This window comes from Coprococcus sp. AF16-5, assembly GCF_003479365.1.
Lineage (GTDB): Bacteria > Bacillota > Clostridia > Lachnospirales > Lachnospiraceae > Coprococcus > Coprococcus aceti.
Genome location: NZ_QUGZ01000001.1, coordinates 716,379 through 737,632, shown reverse-complemented (window position 1 = coordinate 737,632; position 21,254 = coordinate 716,379). Strand labels below are relative to the sequence as shown.

The following is a 21,254-nucleotide window of genomic DNA, read 5'->3' as shown; positions in this document are numbered from 1 at the left end:
GAGTATAATCATGTGGATGTAGGTATCAAAGACTGTGTATTTACTGCACAGTCTTAATATAAATTTGTTTAAGGAGTGATTGATATGACAAAGATTGATATTATCTCAGGCTTCCTTGGGGCCGGTAAGACAACGTTGATCAAGAAACTTATTGAGCAGGCATTTAAGGGCGAGAAGCTGGTTCTCATAGAGAACGAGTTTGGTGAGATAGGAATCGATGGCGGTTTCCTGAAGGATGCCGGCGTTCAGATCACAGAGATGAACTCAGGTTGTATCTGTTGTTCACTGGTCGGAGATTTCGGTACTGCACTTAAGCAGGTTATCACAGATTACACACCTGACAGGATCATCATTGAGCCATCAGGAGTTGGTAAGCTGTCTGATGTTATCAAGGCAGTAAAGGATGTATCAGGCAATCTTGATGTTGAGCTCGACAGCTACACAACAGTTGCCGATGTGTCAAAGGTTAAGATATATATGAAGAACTTCGGTGAGTTCTTCAATAACCAGATCGAGAGTGCCAACACTATCATCCTGAGCAGAACACAGACAACCACACAGGATAAGATCGAGAAGGCTGTAGCCATGATCAGAGAGAAGAACGATCATGCAACCATCATCACAACTCCATGGGATGAGATCGATGGAGCAGCCATCAGAGAGGCTATGCAGAACTACAAGTCTCTTGAGGAGACTATGATGGATGAGGCCAAGAAGGGACATGATCATGACCATGACCACGGCGATGAGTGCACATGTGGCTGTCACGACCATGACCATCATCACGACCATGAGCATCATCACGACCACGATGAGCACGAGCATCACCACGATCACGACGAGCACGAGCATCACCACGACCACGATGACCACGATCATCATCATGATCACGACCATGGCGATGAGTGCACATGTGGCTGCCATGACCACGATCACCACCATCATCACGCAGATGAGGTATTTACAAGCTGGGGCAAGGAGACTCCTCACAAGTACAATGAGGACAAGCTCAGAGAGATCCTTGACACTCTGGCTGACACAGAGAAGTACGGTGTTATCCTCAGAGCAAAGGGTATCGTTCCTAGCGATGCAGGTGAGTGGCTGTACTTTGATCTTGTACCAGGCGAGTTCGAGATCAGAAAGGGCAAGGCTGACATCACTGGTAAGCTTTGCGTAATAGGAAGCAAGCTTAAGGAGGACGACCTTGCAGAATTGTTCGAGGTTTAAGCAGGTTGTTCTATGATAAGGAGTTAATATGATGGGACGTCAGAATAAAGAGATACCTGTATATGTGTTCATGGGATTCCTTGAGAGCGGTAAGACAACATTTGCCAAGGAGACCCTGATGGACAGAGGCTTTACAGGTGGAGCCAAGACACTTCTTCTCGTCTGTGAGGACGGAGAGGAGGAGTATGATCTTGAGGCTCTGAAGAAGGCTAATATATATACAGAGTTCATAGAGGAAGATCAGCTCACCACAGACCATCTCCTTGACCTTCAGGACAAATACAATCCGGAACAGGTCATGATCGAGTACAATGGTATGTGGAAGCTCGATAAGATATTTGAGATAAGGGTTCCAAAGGGATGGACGGTTGTCCAGGTTATCTCATTTGTGAATGCGGAGACATACGATGTGTACTCACAGAACATGAAGGCAACCATGGTTGAGCAGTTCAACAGTGCGGACATGGTCATCTTCAACAGGTGTGATGAGAATTCCAAGATACCTGAGTGGAGAAGATCCATCAAGGCGGTGAACAGAAGAGCACAGATCATCTTTGAGATGAAAGATGGCTCCATTGCACCTGAGACAAATGAACCTGAGGATCTGCCATACGATGTGAGCGCAGATGTGATAGAACTGCCGGATGACGATTTCGGTATCTGGTATGTGGATGCATCTGACATGAAAGAGAGATACGACGGCAAGAAGATCCACTTCAAGGCCATGGTATTTAGACCTAAGCAGTACGGCAGCAATGCATTTGTTCCTGGAAGATTCGCCATGACATGCTGTGTTGAGGATATCCAGTTTGTCGGATTCAAGTGCTATTATCAGGGTGCTAAGAATCTTGTGGACAGACAGTGGGTTGATGTCACAGCCAAGATAGGCTACGAGTATTACCCAGATTTTGAAGGTGAAGGACCTGTTCTCACAGCAGAGAAGGTCACGCTCACAAGTGCGCCTGATGAAGAGGTAGTATATTTCAGTTAAGAGTTGAGCAGCTCCCTGAATACATGATATTTGATGTATCCGGGGAGCTTTTTTTGCGCGGCCGGGGAATGCCGGAAGAGCTTTGACGTGTCCTTACGAAAGTGTAAGTTGCGTTATTTACCAGCAGAATTTATTATAAGTTTAGTGTAAAAAATAAAGTCAAATTGGAAGGAAAGACTTATGATCAGATCGGCGAAACTTGCGTGTGGCGGTGCGGTTGCACTTATGCTGCTTGGAGGTATGATCTGTCCAGCTATGGCGGAAACGAACACAGATAGTGCATATGGACGGGTTGAACAGAGGATAATTGAAAATAACCCTGATTTTGATATACAGCTAAAGTATGGACTCAATGGATATGCGGTAAATGACAGAGGCAGTGTTATCAGGCTGGATATTGTGTGCGACACAGATTTTGCGGGAAATGTGTCTGTACAGACGAGCTATTCCGAAGGCTTTGGCACGAAGAATATGACATATGCCAGAGATGTGGAATTAAAGGCAGGAGAAAATACAGAGCTGGAATTCTGTGTCGATAATATGGGCTCCGGTATAGCAAAGGTTGAGATCAAGGACAGTGACGGAGAGCTGGTGTACTCAGAGCGGGATTCACTGAGTATAGAGGGCAATGATATGGTAGTTGCGGTGGGCGTGATGAGTGACAGACAGGATGCCATGTCTTATATAGAGGATGTCTCCATGGACAATGTGTATGATAATGCAAAGGTAGAGACTGTTGCATTATCACCCTCAGACATTCCTGAGTCCGAGGAGGGACTGGAGGCTATAGAGTACCTGTTGGTGGATGATTATGATCTGTCGGGATTGTCAGAGAAGCAGAGTGCTGCCATAAAACAATGGGTGTACAGTGGTGGAGCTATGATACTGGCAAAATCGTCAGGTGAAAATGAACTCAGCAGCTTTGACGGCGATTTTGTCTCCGCTGTGAATGACACACAGAAGGTTCATGAGCTGGACGGCTCAGATGGGTCCTATCTGAATATGGGATATGGCAGGATAGTGGTGCTCCCGTATTCGCTTGCACAGACGGATGAGAAGGATAAGACTGCCCAGGCGCAGGCTGCTCTGGAGGCAGGCTTTACGGATATGACACAGAAATGGATCGATGGAGGCTGGTATTATGGTGGCACATATTATGGATATGATGTGGCAAATGCAGCCAACAAGAGAAGCACCCCGTCACCTGTTGTCATTATGCTCGTGCTGATCATATATATCATTGTGTGTGGTCCTGTGGCGTACATCGTCCTCAGCAGGCTCAAAAAGAAGGAGCTCATATGGGGAGTTATCCCGGTATGTGCAATTATCGGTACAGGTGCCATATATATGGTAAGCCTCAAGTACAGAGTTACAAAGCCTATCGGACTTACATTTGTGGCTGCGGATATAAGCGGTGATACCAAGCGGGAGGATGCATATTCATATATAATAGGCGGCAGATCAGGCCAATACAAGATAGACATCAACAGCAAATATTCCAACATCGAGATGGATGATTCCATGGGATCCAGCTTTTATGACAATCTCAATGTGGTAAAAAATGATGGAAAAGATGGCGTTACACTGAATTATTACAGCAATCGTTCATTTGGCACTATATCAGCTAATGCAAGCTTTGCTGGAAGCAACGATATTGGAAGGATTCGGAAGAATTTGACATTATATACAGATGGCTTTGAGGGAACATTGACAAATGACACCTCGTACGATGTGGAGAATCTTGTGGTCATGTCCGAGGGATATTATTACGTTGCTGATGTCCTGAGAGCGGGAGATACCATACGGATAAGCAGGAAGAATACCCACAAATTTGACGGCGGCTCCATACTTGACGGAATGAGATCATATTACACGAAGAAGTATGGTGAGGATTATTTCGGAGATGATGAATCGTCGGCGGAATGGTCCAGAAATTATTACATGCAGCTCCGGCTTGCCCAGTACAGTAGACTCGCTGCAGATGACGGCGTTGTGGCTGTGTGGGGAACCATACAGCGGGATCCGGATATGATGAGTGATGCCAATACGGAAAATTATGGCAGTTATATGGTATACGACATAGATACCCTAAAATATGAGGATGTGGATGGAGTTTATTATTACAGCATTTATGACAGGGATGAGAATGGAATCGGCGGATCAGATTATGGTGATGACGATCTGTTGATGTATTCTGAAACCGTGGACGTTAACATCAGATTTGGCAAGAATGATGATATAACGGAACTGATATACGATAAGACTCAGACGGGAAGCGGCAAGAACAAGGTCGTAGTGCAGATGCTCAACAGAGAGACCGGCGAATATGACACGGTATTTGCCGATGGACAGACGATCATAAAGGGGCAGGAACTTGACAAATATATGTCGGACGGATGCCTGGCTATGAGATTTATATCTCCTCAGCAGGGAGATTATTATGTGGACAGTTATCTTCCACATATCAGTGCGAGGGGAGGTGTCCGGTAATGGTTGATATAGAAGAACTCACCAAGAGATATGGAAAGTTTGTTGCGCTCGATCATATGAACCTTCATATTGATAAGGGCGAGATATTCGGATTTGTCGGACCAAATGGTGCCGGTAAGACGACAACCATGAGGATCATGTGCGGACTCCTTAAAGCCACATCGGGAAAGGTCACCATAGACGGTGTAGACGCACTTGGCAGACCTGCGGATGTGAAACGGAAGATAGGATATGTTCCTGACTTTTTCGGTGTGTACGACAATCTGAAGGTCATGGAGTACATGGATTTTTATGGCTCCATGTACGGCATGAGCAAGCGGGAAGTGGAGAATGTCGCAGATAAATATCTGGAGCTTGTCGCCCTTCAGGATAAAAAGGACGAGTTCGTCGACAGCCTTTCAAGAGGTATGAAGCAGAGACTCTGTGTAGCAAGAGCGCTCATACATGATCCCGAGCTTCTGGTGCTCGATGAGCCGAGTTCGGGTCTGGATCCAAGGTCAAGACATGATATGAAGAATATACTGCGTGATCTGAAGGAGATGGGCAAGACCATTGTGATAAGCTCGCATATTCTGCCGGAGCTTTCAGAGATGTGTACGAGTATAGGTGTCATAGACCACGGAAAGATAGTGGCCAGCGGAAGCGTGGATGAGATTGTAAATGGTGATAAGAACATGCCTCCTGTAAGGATAAAGGGATATATGTTGGGACTTGATGCGGAGGCCTCAGCCAACAGGATATCTGTCATTGTGAAGGAAAGATTCAATGTGGATCGCATAAGTATACAAGATGGAGAAATTCTTGTCTATTATTCAGGCACGAGGGAGTCTGACGCCGAGCTTCTCAGAAGTCTTGTGGACAACGGTGTGCACGTTCATCAGTTTTTCAGGGAGAAGGAAGATCTGGAATCCCTGTTCCTTAAGATTACGGGAGGTGAGAATCGTGGCGCGAAGAACAATTATTAATCCCATATTGAAGAAGGATATTCTGGTAAATGCGAGAAGTGCCAGAATGGTCGTGACGATAACACTCATCAACTGCCTGTTTGCGCTGGTTGTCGGAATGCTCTTCATGACGAGCAGAGGCTCAGCATATCAGGTATATTATTCAAATATTGCACAGATGTTTCCTGTGCTTGCGGTGTGTGAGCTGTGCATAATAGGACTCATAGTTCCGATAATCACATCCACCTCGATATCCGGTGAGAGGGAGAGACAGACGCTTGAGATCATGCTGACGACTCCGGTAAGACCTATATCGATAGTTGCCGGAAAGCTCCTGTCGGCAGTTGCCACCACGGCAATGTATGTCATAGCAACTCTTCCGTTTATGGCGGTTGCATTCATAGTTGGAGGAATGGGCTGGGACGAACTGTTCAAATACCTTGGAATGGTTCTCTTTATAGATATATACGTTGGTAGTATCGGAATATTTTACTCCTGCGTGAAGAGAACTTCTGTGTCGGCAGCCATATCAACCATAGTGACTATAGCCACTGTTGTGTTTTTATCATGTGCGATAGGAAAAGTTTTTGAATCCATGATGTATATGTCGGACGGTTCAAGAAGCAGTTATGCTGCTTATATGATGGGAAAGGCAGTTTGCTATGCAGTCAATCCTGCCATATGGATAGCAGAAAATTTCGTCAGATTGCTCGAGAATGAATCTGTGGTGGAAACCATGACGGGATACGGTAAATACACGAATTTCGTGGTGGATCATATGGCCGTGATCTCAGTGTGTGTGAATCTCGCAGCATCATTTGTGCTGCTTAAGGTGGCTTCGGTGAAGCTGGTTAAGGGCAGCAGAAAAAGGAAAAAGTCAAGGATATGATATTCCAAACAGGTATACAAAATGGAGTTTGACTTGTGTTTGATTATGGGATATCCTTTTTAGTGTAATATGTGCTCCGATGGAGAGGCTGCTCGGCAGAGCGGGAAGGAGCACTTGCTTATGTATAGTAAAGTATTAAGTGGACTTGTACAGGGAATCGACGGGACGCTCATATCAGTGGAGACGGATATACACGATGGGCTTCCCGTTATGAATATGGTCGGATACCTGTCCTCCTGCGTGAAGGAAGCAGGAGAACGGGTCCGGACTGCACTGCGCAATTCTGGTTTCAACATTCCTCCGAAGAGAATAACGATCAATCTCTTTCCGGCGGATATCAGAAAGGAAGGCACTGCCTTCGATCTGCCCATCGCAGCGGGTATGCTGGCGTCCATGGGCGTTATTCCAACAGACAATATAAAGAACATACTTATCCTTGGAGAGCTGGGGCTTGATGGACATGTGAATACGGTGAGCGGTGTGCTGTCCATAGTTCACTCTGCGTACAGCGAAGGTGTGAGGAGCTGTATAGTGCCGGCGGGGAATTCCAGGGAGGCCGCCATTATACGTGGGATGACTGTTATACCGGTCACAAGTATAGGAGAGCTGGTCGATCACTTGAGTGGTATACAGACCATAGAGCCTGAATATGTTGATGTAGAAGCCATGCTGGATACGTCAGGGGATGAAGCTGAAGTGGATTTCTCTGAGGTAATGGGGCATGAATCCCTTAAACGTGGAGTGGAGATAGCCGCGGCGGGAATGCACAACATACTCATGACAGGCCCCGCCGGGGCAGGCAAATCCATGATAGCCAGACGTATCCCGACGATACTTCCGAGACTCAGCCTTGAGGAGAGTATAGAGATAACGAAGGTGTACAGTGTGGCGGGGCTTCTGGATGAATCCTGTCATATAATAAACCGCCGTCCATTCCGGGCACCTCATCATACGATATCCCTGCATGCCCTGTCCGGCGGCGGGCATAATCCGAGACCAGGAGAGATAAGTCTTGCACACGGTGGTGTGCTGTTTCTCGATGAGCTGCCGGAGTTTAACCGGAACGTGCTCGAGGTCATGAGACAGCCCCTTGAGGACGGTGAGGTCAGTATATCAAGGCTTGGTGGAATATACAGATTTCCTGCGGACTTCATGCTGGTTGCGGCGAGAAATCCATGCCCCTGCGGACAGTACCCGGATATGAACAGGTGTACATGCACGGTCAGGCAGATCAGGAATTATAATGCCAGGATAAGCAAGCCTCTGCTTGACAGGATAGATATAAATGTGGATGTTAGGAAGGTGGACTGCAGACAGTTATTTGGTGGCCGGACAGGGAAGAATTCAGCAGAAATGAGGGAGAGTGTGCTGAGGACCCAGAGGATACAGAGTGAAAGGTTCAGCGGTGAAAATATACGGTTCAATTCCCAGATGGATTCGGCATTATGCAGTAAATATGTAGTACTTGACGGCGAGGCAAAGAATTTCATGGAGAACTGTTTTGCCGATATGGATATGACTGCGAGAGGAGCATACAGGGTACTCAAGATAGCCAGGACTATTGCGGATCTCGATGGAGATCCTGAGGTCGGGATAAAACACATGAGAGAAGCGGTGTTCTTCAGAAATGCGGACATTCAGGGAGGTGTGTGACATGACGGAGGAATTACTTTATCTCTGGTTTGGGATGATAAGCAGGATGACTCACACTGTGAAGATGAACGTTGCCATGAAATACGGAGGTATAAGAGGACTGTGGAACACTTCTGAGGAACAGCTTCGGGATGAACTCACACAGGCTCAGGCTGACGGATTCCTTGAATACAGGGATGCCGGGAAAGTTGTGGCATATGCAGAGGAGCTTCGAAGAAATGATATTTCATATATTTATCCGGGACATAAGCTGTATCCCGGGAAGCTGTATGATATACCGGATCCCCCAATGCTTCTGTTTGCAGCAGGGGATGTGGATGTGCTGGCGGATCTGGACCCTGCGGTTGCGGTGGTAGGGGCAAGAAAGGCCTCTGTGTACGGAAGGGAAGCTGCCGACAGGCTGTCGGGGGAGCTTGCAGCATCAGGGGTTACTATAGTCAGTGGAATGGCACTGGGAATAGATGGCGCTGCGCACAGAGCTGCCATGAAGGCCGGAGGAAAGACTGTGGCTGTGCTCGGAAGTGGTATAAATGTTCCGTATCCGAGGGAGAACTATGATATATATCACGACATAAGAAATGGCGGCGGAGTAGTGCTGTCGGAATGTGGGCTTGACATAAGACCGGATGCTTTCAGATTCCCGTACAGGAACAGGATAATCAGTGGACTTTCGTCCGGTGTGCTCATCGTTGAGGCGAGGGAAAAAAGCGGTTCTCTGATCACTGCGGACCAGGCGCTGGAGCAGGGGCGGGAAGTGTATGCTGTTCCCGGGAGGATCACGGATTCGGGCAGCAGAGGCTGTAACGGACTTATCAGAATGGGGGCGGTGTGTGTCACACAGGTGGAGGATATACTTGATGAAATGGGCATAAACCGAGCTGAATCAAAGGCGTTTAACAAAAATTTACTTGCGCCTGCAGAGAAAAAAGTGTATAGTTGTGTACGTTTGGAATCAAGGCATATAGATGATATATGCTTCGAGACTGGGATTTCAGTGTCTGAGGTGACTCAGATATTGTATGAATTAGAACAGAAAAGATTGATAAAACAGTTGGTAAGAAATTATTATGTCAGAGCCTGACCATGAAAATGAACACTGTCGGAAGATGCTCTGGGATGATAAGAATTACAGGAAACCTACAGAAAGGACAGATAGCTATGGCAAAAAATCTTGTTATTGTTGAGTCTCCAGCTAAAGCTAAGACAATAAAAAAGTTTCTTGGATCAAACTATGAGGTGATTGCTTCGAATGGCCATGTGAGAGATCTGCCAAAGAGTCAGATGGGAATAGACGTTGATAATGATTTCGAGCCCAAATATATCACTATAAGGGGTAAAGGTGATATTCTTGCCGCTCTGAGAAAAGCGGTTAAGAAGGCCGACAAGATCTATCTCGCAACTGACCCGGACCGTGAGGGAGAGGCTATATCCTATCATTTGATGAAAGCACTTAAGCTGGAGAATAAGGATTACAAGAGAATTACGTTCAATGAGATTACAAAGAATGCGGTAAAGAATTCTATAAAGCAGGCAAGGGACATAGATATGAACCTTGTGGATGCCCAGCAGGCGAGACGAGTGCTCGACAGACTTGTTGGTTACAAGATCAGCCCGGTTCTCTGGGCAAAGATCAAGAGAGGTCTTTCTGCCGGACGTGTACAGTCTGTTGCACTCAAGCTCGTGTGTGACAGGGAGAAGGAGATAAATGATTTTATCCCGCAGGAATACTGGACACTGGACGCGAATCTGACCGGCGGCAAGCTCAAGAAGCCTATCACGTTCAAGTTTACCGGAGATGGTAAGAATAAGGAAGAGATATCAGGCAGAGCGGCCCTCGATGAGATACTCAGCGGTCTTCAAGATGGAGAGTACGTTGTAAAGTCCATAAAAGAGAGTGAGAGAAACAAGAAGGCACCGCTGCCATTTACAACAAGTACGTTGCAGCAGGAGGCTTCATCGAAGCTCAATTTTGCGACATCCAAGACGATGAGGATCGCACAGCAGCTCTATGAGGGAGTTGATATCAAGGGCCGTGGAACGATAGGTCTCATAACATACCTGAGAACAGATTCCACTAGAATATCAGAGGAAGCAGTTGCTGCTGCTGACAAATATATAACGGACAATTTCGGTGAGATATATATTGGCGATTCAAATGGACGCGCCAAGACAGACAAGAAGATACAGGATGCTCATGAGGCTATCAGACCTACAGATGTGACTCTGTCACCGGTCATGGTAAAGGAACAGCTCTCAAGGGATCAGTTCAGACTGTATCAGCTCATATATAATCGTTTCCTTGCAAGCCAGATGGCGGGGGCGGTATATTCTGTCAAGAGTGTAAAGGTAAGCTGCGGCGATGCGACATTCCAGACATCCGCATCAAAGATAGCATTTGACGGATTCCTTGCTGTATACAATCTGGACAATGACAGAGGAGAGACAGTTGCGGGAATCAACAATCTTGCTGAGGGCGATGTGCTGGAGCTTGACGGCCTTGAGGAGAAACAGCATTTTACACAGCCGCCTGCAAGATATACAGAGGCATTGCTTGTCAAGACATTGGAGGAGCTTGGAATTGGAAGACCAAGTACCTATGCTCCAACCATATCGACCATACTTGCGAGAAGATATATAACGAAGGAACAGAAGAAGTTATATGTGACAGCCATAGGTGATGCGGTTAACCAGAGCATGGAGCAGGCGTTCCCGGTTATCATAGATGTGAATTTCACGGCTAACATGGAGTCCCTTCTCGATAAGATAGGAGAGGGAACCGTGGACTGGAAAGTGGTTGTCCGCAATTTCTATCCGGATCTCGACGAGGCGGTGAAGAAGGCGGAGGCAGAACTTGAGTCCATCAAGATAGAGGATGAGGTGTCCGAGGAAGTGTGTGACGTGTGCGGACGAAACATGGTCATCAAGTATGGTCCTCACGGCAAATTCCTGGCGTGTCCTGGATTCCCTGAGTGCAGATTTACAAAGCCGTTCTACGAGAAGATAGGTGTTACCTGTCCTAAGTGTGGCGGAGACGTGGTCATCAAGACGACGAGAAAGGGCAGAAGATACTATGGATGTATCAATGCACCTGAGTGTGATTTCATGTCATGGGCAATGCCAAGCAATGAGAAATGTCCTGAATGTGGAAAGTACATGATAGTAAAGGGCAATAAGCTGGTATGCTCAGATCAGGAGTGTGGTTATACCTGCAACAACAAGGCGGCGGAGACTGCTGATAAATAATTAAGATATAAGATATGTGACAGACAGATTCCTAATTGGAGACAATTAGTGAATTTGTCTGTTTTTTTGTTGAATTGTAGAAAAATTAAAAGAAGTGTATGGTTGTCATAATTATTAAAATTGTGTCGAAAAAAAGACTGACCACTATATGTTGTGGCTGAAAAATCCAGTAAAATCAACACTTTCTTAAATCTTTGTTTTTAGGACAACTTTACATAAAATATGGTTGTTATGTCAATCTTGTTGTGGTAGAATCACAAATAGTCATAATATTTCGAGCAAAAGATACTTTTTGTTACATAAAAAAATGGAGGATAACTTATGAGTGTACAATTGTTAGATAAAACACGAAAAATCAACAAGTTATTGCACAATAACAATTCACATAAGGTTGTTTTTAATGACATTTGTGATGTGCTCAGCGACATTCTTGCTTCAAACGTGATGGTAATAAGCAAGAAGGGCAAGATACTCGGACTCAAGAACAGAGAGGATATTCCGGAGATCCATGAGCTCATTGAGGGTAAGGTAGGAAGTCTCATAGACAACATGCTCAACGAACGTCTTCTTCTCGTCCTGTCCACTAAGGAGAATGTTAATCTGACGACACTTGGATTTGATGGAAAGGATATAGACAAGTATCATGGTCTGCTCCTTCCTATTGATATAGCAGGAGAGAGACTTGGAACTCTGTTTCTGTACAGACTTCAGACTGAGTACGATATAGATGACATCATTCTTGGCGAATATGGAACCACCGTTGTGGGACTTGAGATGATGCGGGCGCTCAATGAGGAGAATGCTGAGGAGAACCGCAAGCTGGCCATAGTGAGATCAGCGATCAACACTCTGTCGTTTTCAGAGCTGCAGGCGATCAAACACATTTTTTCCGAGCTTGACGGAGAAGAGGGAATACTGGTGGCAAGCAAGGTCGCAGACAGGGTAGGCATAACAAGATCGGTTATAGTGAACGCACTCAGAAAGTTTGAGAGCGCAGGTGTTATCGAGGCGAGATCATCGGGAATGAAGGGCACGTACATAAAAGTGCTGAATGATGTGGTGTTTGATGAACTGAAGAATGCCTGAGAACAGAATTATAAATATATCGAAAAGGAGAGACGTATATGATACCGGCAATAGTGACATTGATAGTAGGTGTAGCGATAGTGATAGTAAGCTTTTTCCTCACTGACGGTCCAAAAGAGAATACAGAGAATTCTGTGATGGATGAAAGCAGGGAGAATCTGGAGAAGAAGCTTGATGAGTATTGTGACAGCCTTGTAGAGAAGAAGAAGAATGAGCTGAAGAAACAGGGCGAAGCTGTGAAATCAGACATGAAAAAGGGCCTTGATGAGGTCAGGGAGTCATCGAAAAAAGAGCTTGCTGAGATGAGAGAGAGTTCAAAGAAGGAAATGAGTGAGCTCATGGACAGCACAAGGAAGGAGCTGGATGAATTCAGAGCCGGCACAGTCAAGGCAAATGAGACAGCCCAGGCTGATACCCAGAAGAAGATAGATGATGCAGTCAAGGCATACGAGGAGGGTATAGAGGCTGCAAAGAAGAAGATGCAGACAGAGCTTGAGGCTTGTGAGAAACAGTTGTCAGAGAAGGCCAAGAAGCAGATGATAGATTACATCAACCAGAGCCTTAAGGACGCATACGAGGCATATGATCCGGATGACACCAGCGAGAAAGAGCCTGTGACATACGATGAGCCTGAGACTGTAGAGACTTCCGAGTCAGAGCCTGCGGAGGCAGATAACGGATCAGAGAAGACTGAGCCGGATGCAGAGAAAGCTCAGTCAGAAAATGATTCTCAGGCAGCAGATAAGACAGAGACAGCAGATGGAGCTGAGACTAAAGCTGATGCTGAAGCAGAAGATGACGTAAAGACAGACGGTATCGCTGACAATGATAAGTCGGAGACATCCGAGGGTGAAGCGCAGAAAGAGAATACCGAGTCAGAGAGCAGCACTGAGGCTGCTGCAGATGCAGAGGCTGCCGAGAAAGCAGTCAGTGTGGAGGATGCACCGGTAACAGACAGTGCATTTACAGTGGTAGAGGCTGAAAATCCTGAGAAGGCAGCCGCAGCGATCGCTGAGAATAACAATGCTGCCAGATCTAGAAACAATCGTTCAAAGAAGAGAAAAAAGAAGAAAGCCGCTCAGAACAAGGTTGTTGATATATGGGATGAAGGCACAGATGTAGAGTCGCAGGTTGCAGATCTGCACAAGAAGGGACTCAGCATCATGGAGATCGCAAACAAACTTGGAATAGGAGTTGGAGAGGCTAAGGTTATGATAGACAAGATCAATGAGGCTGACAAACAGTAATCAGTCCGGGAGGTAAGCTATGTATAAAAAAAGTTATTTCAGAGGCCTTGGTACAGGGCTGGTGATAGGAGCACTTACCATGACTGTTGCGTTTAATTTTGGAAATGCCGGAAAAACTGATTCAGGTCAGGGCAAGACGGCGGTCGTAAGTCAGCAGCAGGATAAGAGCACAGAGGATTCTTCCACAGAGACGACAACAGAGAAGAAGACCGAGGATAAGACGACAGAAAAGACAACGACAGAGAAAGTAACCACGGAAAAGAATGCCAATGCCGATAAGACTACAACAGAGACAGGCAAGTCAGAAAATGGCAAGAGCGATGCAGAGAGCGGCAGTGGAAGCAATAGCGGTACGACCGGAAGCTCCGACAAGTCAAATGGAACCGGCACAACAGATAACAACGGAGGCCTTTCTGATAAGACAGAGAGAGTTCCATCTGCCAAGGACAACGGCTATACAGAGGATAAGAATTCGCAGACCGGTTCAGGAAGCAGCACAAATAAGACTACCGAGGCGGCGACAGAGGCTGTGAAAGCGAGTGCCATCAAGTATGACAATGGCGGCGGAGAGATCACATTTGGATCTGGAACATCTGCATACGAGATATGTCAGCTCCTGGCACAGATAGGGATAAGGGATGCGGATGAGTATTATGACTGGCTGCTCAGGTCAGGATATTCAGGCAGTCTTGTGCCTGGAACATATACATTCACCGGCAATGAGACAAATGGCGGAATAGTGTGGATCCTTTTAGGTCATCAGTAAATAAAAATATATAAAACACAAGAAAAAAGTGCTTGAATGCACTTTTTTTTTGTGTTACAATGTCGATTGCGTGAGTGCGCATAACAAATATACATGCTGGTTGATAGTTGGCGTGGTGCCTGTGCTCGGGTGGTCCAAAGAGTTGATGCCGGCAGAAGATTTTAACCATGGAGGTAGAAAAAATGAGCGTTATTTCAATGAAGCAGTTATTAGAGGCAGGTGTACATTTCGGACACCAGACAAGAAGATGGAACCCTAAGATGAAGCCATACATCTACACAGAGCGTAATGGTATCTACATCATCGATCTTCAGAAGTCAGTAGGAATGGTTGACGATGCTTACAATGCAATCGGTGATTGTGTTGCAAACGGTGGAACAATCCTTTTCGTTGGTACAAAGAAGCAGGCTCAGGACTCAATCAAGAGCGAGGCAGAGCGTTGCGGTATGTACTATGTAAATGAGAGATGGCTTGGAGGTATGCTTACAAACTTCAAGACAATCCAGACAAGAATCGCTACTCTTAAGAAGTACGAGGAGATGGAGCAGGACGGTACATTTGACGTTCTTCCTAAGAAGGAAGTTATCCAGATCAAGAAGGAGATGGAGAAGCTCGAGAAGAATCTTGGCGGTATCAAGAACATGAAGAGAATCCCAGACATGATCTTCGTTGTTGATCCTAAGAAGGAGAGAATATGTATCCAGGAGGCTCAGTCACTTGGAATTAAGCTTGTTGGTATCGCTGATACAAACTGTGATCCAGAGGAGCTTGATTATGTAATCCCTGGTAACGACGACGCTATCAGAGCTGTAAAGCTTATCGTTTCAAAGATGGCAGACGCTGTTATCGAGGCTCAGCAGGGTGTTGACGCTGATTCAGTAGATGAGGCAGAGGCTGAGGAGACTACAGAGGAGTAATTATAACAAATATTCGGAGGTAGAAATAAAATGGCAATCACAGCAGCTCAGGTTAAAGAGTTAAGAGAGCTCACAGGTGCCGGTATGATGGATTGCAAGAAGGCACTTGCAGAGACTGATGGTAATATGGAAGCAGCAGTAGATGTACTTCGTAAGAGCGGTGCAGTTAAGGCTGAGAAGAAGGCAAGCAGAATCGCAGCAGAGGGTATCTGCCGTGCAGCAGTTAATGGTACAACAGGTGTTGTTGTAGAGGTTAACTCAGAGACAGACTTCGTTGCTAAGAACGAGATATTCCAGACATTTGTTCAGCAGATCGCTGATCAGGCACTTGCTTCATCACTTGTTGGTGGCAAGGATGGCGAGGATGTTGAGGCACTTCTCGGAGAGAATGGTCTTAAGGAAGCCCTTGTTGACAAGACAGCAACAATCGGAGAGAAGTTATCATTCCGTAGATTCCAGAAGCTTTCAGGCGATGTAGTAGTTGACTACTTACACGGCAATGGAAGAATCGGTGTTATCGTAGCTGGTAACGGCGCAAGCGATGACGCTGCTAAGGAAGCACTCAAGAACGTAGCTATGCAGATCGCAGCTATGAATCCACAGTACATCAGCAGAGCTGATATCTCAGCAGACGCTATGGCTAAGCTTAAGGAGATCACAGTTGACAGTGCACTTAATGCACCTGATACACTTCCAAAGCCAATCCTTAACAAGCTTATCGCAAAGGCTGTTGACGGCGTATGGAGCGCAGAGGATGTAGCTATCTACGAAGAGAAGAAGAGCAACATGAACTTCTTATTCAACTTCCTTTCAAAGGAGGCAAAGGCACAGCTTGCAGAGCTTGCTATCGCTGATAAGGATGTTATCGTTGCAGATAAGATCTTCAATGGTCTTGTTGAGGGACGTATCTCAAAGCAGGTTAAGGAGATCAGCCTTCTTGATCAGGTATACGTTAAGGCTGAGGATGGCAAGCAGACAGTTGCCAAGTACCTTGAGTCAGTTAACAAGGATCTCAAGATCGCCAGCTTCGTTCGTTTCGAGGTTGGAGAGGGAATGGAGAAGAAGAACGAGGACTTCGCAGCCGAGGTTGCTAAGCAGATGAACGTTTAATCATATCCCGTATCTGAATATATGAATAATTGCCTTGCGGTTGGCTTTTGAGCTGGCCGTGGGGCTTTTTTATTGTCTGTTTCTGTTGATATCCAGCACTGTATAAAATATAATCTATGTAATTGCGGTTCAGACAGTGGATTTACGGATATATACAGATACAAGGTTGCTGACTGTGAGGATGGAACCAGGATCATATTTGTCGACTGCCGCCAGGAGCTGGAGTCGTTCAGAAATACGCTGGTATACAGTGTAGGAGTGTCCCTGCTGGGATTTCTTGCAGTGTTCATGCTGGTGCTGTTCTGGTCAAAGAAGATATTCAAGCCGGTGGCTGAGAGTTATGCCAAGCAGAAGCGGTTTATCACCGATGCAAGCCATGAGATCAAGACACCCCTAACTATCATAGATGCAAATACCGAGGTCATAGAGATGGTGAACGGTGAGAGTGAATGGACGAAGAACACCAGGGATCAGGTCAAGAGACTGACAGCGCTCACAAATCAGATGGTGGCTCTCTCCAGACTGGATGAGAATCCTGAACCGAAGGAGAAGGCAAAGTTTGATCTGTCTGATGTGGCGTATGAGGTGATAGATCATTTCTCGTCTCTGTCGGAGGTTCGAGGCAAGAAGATCAGCGCGGATATCGAAGATGGAATAAAGTATGTCGGAGATGAGAATTCCATCAGGCAGCTCATAAGCATACTGGTGGATAACGCCATGAAGTATGCTGTTGAATCAGCGGATATAAGTATATCCTTGAAGCGTGATGGCAGAAAGGTGAAGTTTGTTCTCAAAAACCTCACAGATGGCATGGAAGAGGGCTCTCAGGATATATTGTTTGAGAGATTCTATAGACCTGACAGCTCAAGAAATTCGGAGACCGGAGGTTCGGGAATAGGACTTTCTCTCGCCAAATCGATAGTTGAGTCTCACAAGGGCAGGATAACAGCAAGATGTGACGGGGATGGATACATCACATTCCAGGTTACATTATAGAATAATACAGTGTGTATACGTTAAAACGCTCTGTTCATGATATGAAGTTTACATAACATATCATGAACAGGGCGTTTTCTTTGTGTAAGCGTTGGAATTTATTGTGCATATTTGAAAATACATAACATAATATTATTCTGTTGCGCACAAAATTGCACACAAATTGCGCTTAAGTTGCGCTTTGACATATACAAAATACACAAATAATTCCTAAAAACATTGTCTACAAGCGACATGGTAACCAGAACTCAAATATGTTAATATATCAGTATGAGGACAAACGGTTGCGCAACTGTTGATCAACATTATTATTGCAAGGAGGAATCCTTGTGATAATGCAGACGCCGCGCGGAGCGCATTGGGATGCGTCTGCGTAATAATACTTATTAGGAGGGCATATATGAGAAGAAAGAGAATTGTAAAGCAGATTGGCTGTGCAGTTCTTGCAGGAGCGCTTATGGTAGGGCAGATCTTTGGATCTGGAGCTTCACTGATAACAGCGAAGGCTGCGGAGAGCTGGGTGGACACACTCAAGGTTGCAAATGGCGATTTTGAAACAGGTGACAGCAGTAACTGGACTATAGAGAGTGAATCGGGAGCTGAGCTTGTTGTAAAAAACGGTGGAAGTAATGTAAACTCCACATATTATCTTAATATCTGGGCTTCAGATGCGGCTGATGTCAGCATCACACAGACTGTAGTGGCTGTTCCTGCGGGAACATACAAGCTGGAGTATGATGTCGAGGGCGATGCACAGGATACAGGACTCACAGTATCTGTCGCTGATAAGTCACAGGCTGTTGGAGCCACGACCGGATGGGATGCATGGGCGACAAATGAGACAGAAGAGTTCGTTCTTGAGGATACAACTGATGTCAGCATTTCATTCAAGGGCAGTCTTGCCAAGGGATATTGGGGCAAGATAGACAATGTAAAGCTCTGCAAGCTTACAGACGAGGAAGATGTAGTTGAGCCTGTAGAGGCTGGAATATATGTGGACCGCGTGAGTGATCTCACATACACAGATCTGAACGGAGAGAAGCAGTCATTTATCGAGGGTGTAGACGTATCATCCTATGTGTCACTGAAGAACAGTGGAGTTAAGTATTATGACTTCGATGGCAATGACCTTGACGATATCGGATACTTCAAGTTCCTTGCTTCATGTGGAATAAATTATGTTCGTGTCCGTGTATGGAATGATCCATATGATGCAGACAAAAACGGTTACGGCGGCGGTAACAATGATTTGGAGACAGCCAAGAAGATCGGACAGTATGCAACAGCAGCCGGAATAAAGCTTCTTGTGGATTTCCATTATTCAGATTTCTGGGCTGATCCAGGTAAGCAGCAGGTGCCAAAGGCTTGGGCTGACTTTACTCTTGACGAGAAGGTAGCTGCAGTTAAGTCATACACATCGGAGAGCCTTAAGACTCTGCTCGATGCTGGCGTTGATGTGGGTATGGTTCAGATCGGAAATGAGACGACCAACGGAATATGCGGTGAAACATCAAAGAACTGGGAAAACATGGCAAAGATCTTCAGTGCCGGAAGCGAGGCGGTGAGAGCCATCGACAAGAATATCCTTGTTGCCATCCATTTCACCAATCCTGAGAGAAGTGGCAATTACGCAAATTTTGCAAAGAGACTTAATACATACAATGTAGACTACGATGTATTTGCATCATCATACTATCCTGTATGGCATGGCACACTTGACAACCTCACATCAGTTCTCAAGAATGTGGCTGACACATACTGCAAGCTGGTAATGGTAGCAGAGACATCATGGGCATACACACTGGATGACGGAGATGGACATGACAACACCGTGAGAAAGGGCGTAAATGACTCAACAACCTACGACATATCAGTTCAGGGACAGGCAAATGAGATCAGCTCAGTTATCAAGGCTGTAAAGAATACAGGTTCATCAGGAATCGGTGTATTCTACTGGGAGCCTGCATGGCTTCCTGTAAATGTGTATGATTCATCTGCAGAGAATGCAGCAGACGTCCTTGCAGCCAACAAGGAGGCATGGGAGAAGTACGGTTCAGGCTGGGCTTCATCATACGCAGGAGAGTACGACGCAGCAGACGCCGGCAAGTGGTACGGCGGTTCAGCAGTTGACAACCAGGCACTGTTTGACTTCACAGGACACCCACTTGAGTCGCTCAAGACATTTGCCTATGTTCATACAGGAACAAAGACAAAGAGAGAGGTAGTCTCAATAACAGTTGATGATGTTGAAATCGAGATAACAGATATTGCAAATGTAGCTCTGCCGACTGCAGCAACAGTAGCTTACAATGATGGCAATTCAGAGAGCGCAGACATCATTTGGGAGGATGGAGCACTTGAGAAGGTAAAGAACTACGGTGCAGGAACATGTACTGTAAAGGGAACTGTGACAGTAAATGATGAGACTGTCGAGGTTCAGTGCAATGTAACAATATTAAAGGAGAACATCCTTGTAAATCCTGGATTTGAGTCAGGAAACGAGGGATGGACCATCGCTGATACAAGCAAGGGATTTGCAATCAAGACAAAGGAAGATTTTAGAAACGGTGCATATTGTGGTCACTACTACAATTCATCAGATTTTGCATATGATGTATATCAGACCATCACACTTGAGCCGGGAGAGTATGTGTTCAGCGCATATCTTCAGGGCGGTGCAAATGGAGATAACGATGTGTATGAGGTGTATGCAAAAGCTGGAGATACAGAACTTGCATCCGCACCTGCAGTCCCACAGGGCTGGAAAATCTGGCAGCATCCTGAGATTAGATTTACAGTGGAAGAGACAACAGAGGTTGTTGTCGGAATGAGAGCAACCGCATCAGGTAAGGCATGGGGAACATGGGATGACGCATATCTCTACAAGGATGCGGATATCACACCGACACCAGATCCAAATCCAGATCCAACACCGGACCCAGATCCAACACCAGACCCAGATCCGACACCGGACCCGGATCCAACACCAGATCCAATACCAACACCAGATCCAGATCCAACACCAGACCCAACTCCTTCTATTGATACAAGCAAGAATGGTCTTGTGAAGGAGAATGGAAAGACCTACTTCTATAAGAAGGGCGTGGTTCAGGAGAATTACACAGGATTTGTCAAGAGTGCCGGAGTCAACTACTATGTTGTAAATGGCGTGGTAAAGACAGGATACAAGGGACTTGTAAAGAGCCCTAAGACGGGAAAAACATATCTTGTAAAGAATGGCAAGATTTATACAGCTTACACAGGTTTCTACAGAAATTCAAAGGGACAGCAGTGTCTCATAATAAAGGGCAAATTTGCAGAGAGCAAGACAGCCCTTGTCAGAAGCACTAAGAATAAGAAGTATTACTATGTAAAGAAAGGTATAATCCAGTCAGGTTATACAGGCTTCTTCAAGAGTACCACAACAGGTGCTAAATGCTATATCTACAAGGGTGTATTCCAGTCAGGCAAGACGGGAATAGTAAAGAGTCCTAAGAATCACAAGAACTACTATGTGAAGAAGGGCAAGATCGCCACAGAAGTTACCGGTATAGTTAAGATATCAGGTTCAAGATATAAAGTAGTGAGAGGTCTTGTTGTCAAAAAAGTAAAATAGTACAGAGTAATACATATATACGATAGTCCGATTGGGGAATACCCGGCCGGACTATTTTATTATTTGTTTATATGTTATT

Annotated in this window: 15 protein-coding genes; all 15 read left to right on the top strand. The window is 45.7% G+C overall.

The window, feature by feature from the left end:
• The first annotated feature begins 84 nt into the window (after window positions 1-84).
• The 15 genes from DWW70_RS03305 (at window position 85) to DWW70_RS15310 (ending at window position 21,175) form a co-directional block, all read left to right on the top strand.
• Window positions 85-1,227: a CobW family GTP-binding protein gene (locus tag DWW70_RS03305; RefSeq protein WP_117874757.1), complete on the top strand. Its 1,143-nt coding sequence runs from the start codon at window positions 85-87 to the stop codon at window positions 1,225-1,227.
• Between the two features lie 31 nt (window positions 1,228-1,258).
• On the top strand, window positions 1,259-2,218 hold the full coding sequence (locus DWW70_RS03300) for a TIGR03943 family putative permease subunit (RefSeq protein ID WP_015533531.1): 960 nt from the start codon (window positions 1,259-1,261) through the stop codon (window positions 2,216-2,218).
• A gap of 180 nt (window positions 2,219-2,398) precedes the next feature.
• Entirely contained in the window at window positions 2,399-4,708 is a 2,310-nt protein-coding gene (locus tag DWW70_RS03295; protein ID WP_118649230.1) for a hypothetical protein, read from the top strand.
• Window positions 4,708-5,673, top strand: a complete 966-nt coding sequence (locus DWW70_RS03290) for an ABC transporter ATP-binding protein (protein WP_015533529.1) — start codon at window positions 4,708-4,710, stop codon at window positions 5,671-5,673. The genes DWW70_RS03295 and DWW70_RS03290 overlap by 1 nt, the downstream gene beginning before the upstream one ends.
• The gene (locus DWW70_RS03285; RefSeq protein ID WP_055144086.1) at window positions 5,651-6,541 is read left to right on the top strand and encodes an ABC transporter permease; all 891 of its coding nucleotides are present in this window, start codon (window positions 5,651-5,653) and stop codon (window positions 6,539-6,541) included. Before DWW70_RS03290 ends, DWW70_RS03285 begins: the two co-directional genes overlap by 23 nt.
• Window positions 6,542-6,661: 120 nt before the next feature.
• Complete coding sequence (locus DWW70_RS03280) at window positions 6,662-8,194, top strand: YifB family Mg chelatase-like AAA ATPase (RefSeq protein WP_055144088.1); 1,533 nt, start codon at window positions 6,662-6,664, stop codon at window positions 8,192-8,194.
• Window position 8,195: 1 nt separating this feature from the next.
• Window positions 8,196-9,275 carry a DNA-processing protein DprA gene (gene dprA / locus DWW70_RS03275; protein ID WP_055144090.1) on the top strand — a complete coding sequence of 360 codons (1,080 nt, stop codon included), beginning with the start codon at window positions 8,196-8,198 and terminating at the stop codon, window positions 9,273-9,275.
• A 77-nt stretch (window positions 9,276-9,352) separates the two neighbouring features.
• The gene (gene topA, locus DWW70_RS03270; RefSeq protein ID WP_117874793.1) at window positions 9,353-11,437 is read left to right on the top strand and encodes a type I DNA topoisomerase; all 2,085 of its coding nucleotides are present in this window, start codon (window positions 9,353-9,355) and stop codon (window positions 11,435-11,437) included.
• A gap of 321 nt (window positions 11,438-11,758) precedes the next feature.
• On the top strand, window positions 11,759-12,523 hold the full coding sequence (gene codY / locus DWW70_RS03265) for a GTP-sensing pleiotropic transcriptional regulator CodY (protein ID WP_022216094.1): 765 nt from the start codon (window positions 11,759-11,761) through the stop codon (window positions 12,521-12,523).
• Between the two features lie 38 nt (window positions 12,524-12,561).
• Window positions 12,562-13,770, top strand: a complete 1,209-nt coding sequence (locus DWW70_RS03260; RefSeq protein ID WP_118649229.1) for a DUF6115 domain-containing protein — start codon at window positions 12,562-12,564, stop codon at window positions 13,768-13,770.
• Window positions 13,771-13,789: 19 nt separating this feature from the next.
• Window positions 13,790-14,536, top strand: coding sequence for a hypothetical protein (locus DWW70_RS03255; RefSeq protein ID WP_118649228.1), 747 nt, complete (start codon window positions 13,790-13,792; stop codon window positions 14,534-14,536).
• Between the two features lie 182 nt (window positions 14,537-14,718).
• A complete protein-coding gene (gene rpsB, locus DWW70_RS03250) occupies window positions 14,719-15,453 on the top strand; it encodes a 30S ribosomal protein S2 (protein WP_055144098.1) in 735 nt (244 codons plus the stop codon).
• A gap of 30 nt (window positions 15,454-15,483) precedes the next feature.
• Window positions 15,484-16,563, top strand: coding sequence for a translation elongation factor Ts (gene tsf, locus DWW70_RS03245; RefSeq protein WP_022216097.1), 1,080 nt, complete (start codon window positions 15,484-15,486; stop codon window positions 16,561-16,563).
• 72 nt (window positions 16,564-16,635) lie between these two features.
• Complete coding sequence (locus tag DWW70_RS03240; RefSeq protein ID WP_118649227.1) at window positions 16,636-17,559, top strand: sensor histidine kinase; 924 nt, start codon at window positions 16,636-16,638, stop codon at window positions 17,557-17,559.
• 400 nt (window positions 17,560-17,959) lie between these two features.
• Complete coding sequence (locus DWW70_RS15310) at window positions 17,960-21,175, top strand: glycosyl hydrolase 53 family protein (protein WP_158576505.1); 3,216 nt, start codon at window positions 17,960-17,962, stop codon at window positions 21,173-21,175.
• The last annotated feature ends 79 nt before the right edge of the window (window positions 21,176-21,254 follow it).

What these genes read in the sequence shown, in the direction of transcription:
- DWW70_RS03280 (WP_055144088.1), top strand. Translation starts at nt 6,662, where the DNA reads ATGTATAGTAAAGTATTAAGTGGACTTGTACAGGGAATCGACGGGACG.
- DWW70_RS03295 (WP_118649230.1), top strand. Translation starts at nt 2,399, where the DNA reads ATGATCAGATCGGCGAAACTTGCGTGTGGCGGTGCGGTTGCACTTATG.
- DWW70_RS03260 (WP_118649229.1), top strand. Translation starts at nt 12,562, where the DNA reads ATGATACCGGCAATAGTGACATTGATAGTAGGTGTAGCGATAGTGATA.
- rpsB (WP_055144098.1), top strand. Translation starts at nt 14,719, where the DNA reads ATGAGCGTTATTTCAATGAAGCAGTTATTAGAGGCAGGTGTACATTTC.
- DWW70_RS03305 (WP_117874757.1), top strand. Translation starts at nt 85, where the DNA reads ATGACAAAGATTGATATTATCTCAGGCTTCCTTGGGGCCGGTAAGACA.
- dprA (WP_055144090.1), top strand. Translation starts at nt 8,196, where the DNA reads ATGACGGAGGAATTACTTTATCTCTGGTTTGGGATGATAAGCAGGATG.
- DWW70_RS03300 (WP_015533531.1), top strand. Translation starts at nt 1,259, where the DNA reads ATGGGACGTCAGAATAAAGAGATACCTGTATATGTGTTCATGGGATTC.
- codY (WP_022216094.1), top strand. Translation starts at nt 11,759, where the DNA reads ATGAGTGTACAATTGTTAGATAAAACACGAAAAATCAACAAGTTATTG.
- DWW70_RS03255 (WP_118649228.1), top strand. Translation starts at nt 13,790, where the DNA reads ATGTATAAAAAAAGTTATTTCAGAGGCCTTGGTACAGGGCTGGTGATA.
- DWW70_RS03290 (WP_015533529.1), top strand. Translation starts at nt 4,708, where the DNA reads ATGGTTGATATAGAAGAACTCACCAAGAGATATGGAAAGTTTGTTGCG.
- DWW70_RS15310 (WP_158576505.1), top strand. Translation starts at nt 17,960, where the DNA reads ATGAGAAGAAAGAGAATTGTAAAGCAGATTGGCTGTGCAGTTCTTGCA.
- tsf (WP_022216097.1), top strand. Translation starts at nt 15,484, where the DNA reads ATGGCAATCACAGCAGCTCAGGTTAAAGAGTTAAGAGAGCTCACAGGT.
- topA (WP_117874793.1), top strand. Translation starts at nt 9,353, where the DNA reads ATGGCAAAAAATCTTGTTATTGTTGAGTCTCCAGCTAAAGCTAAGACA.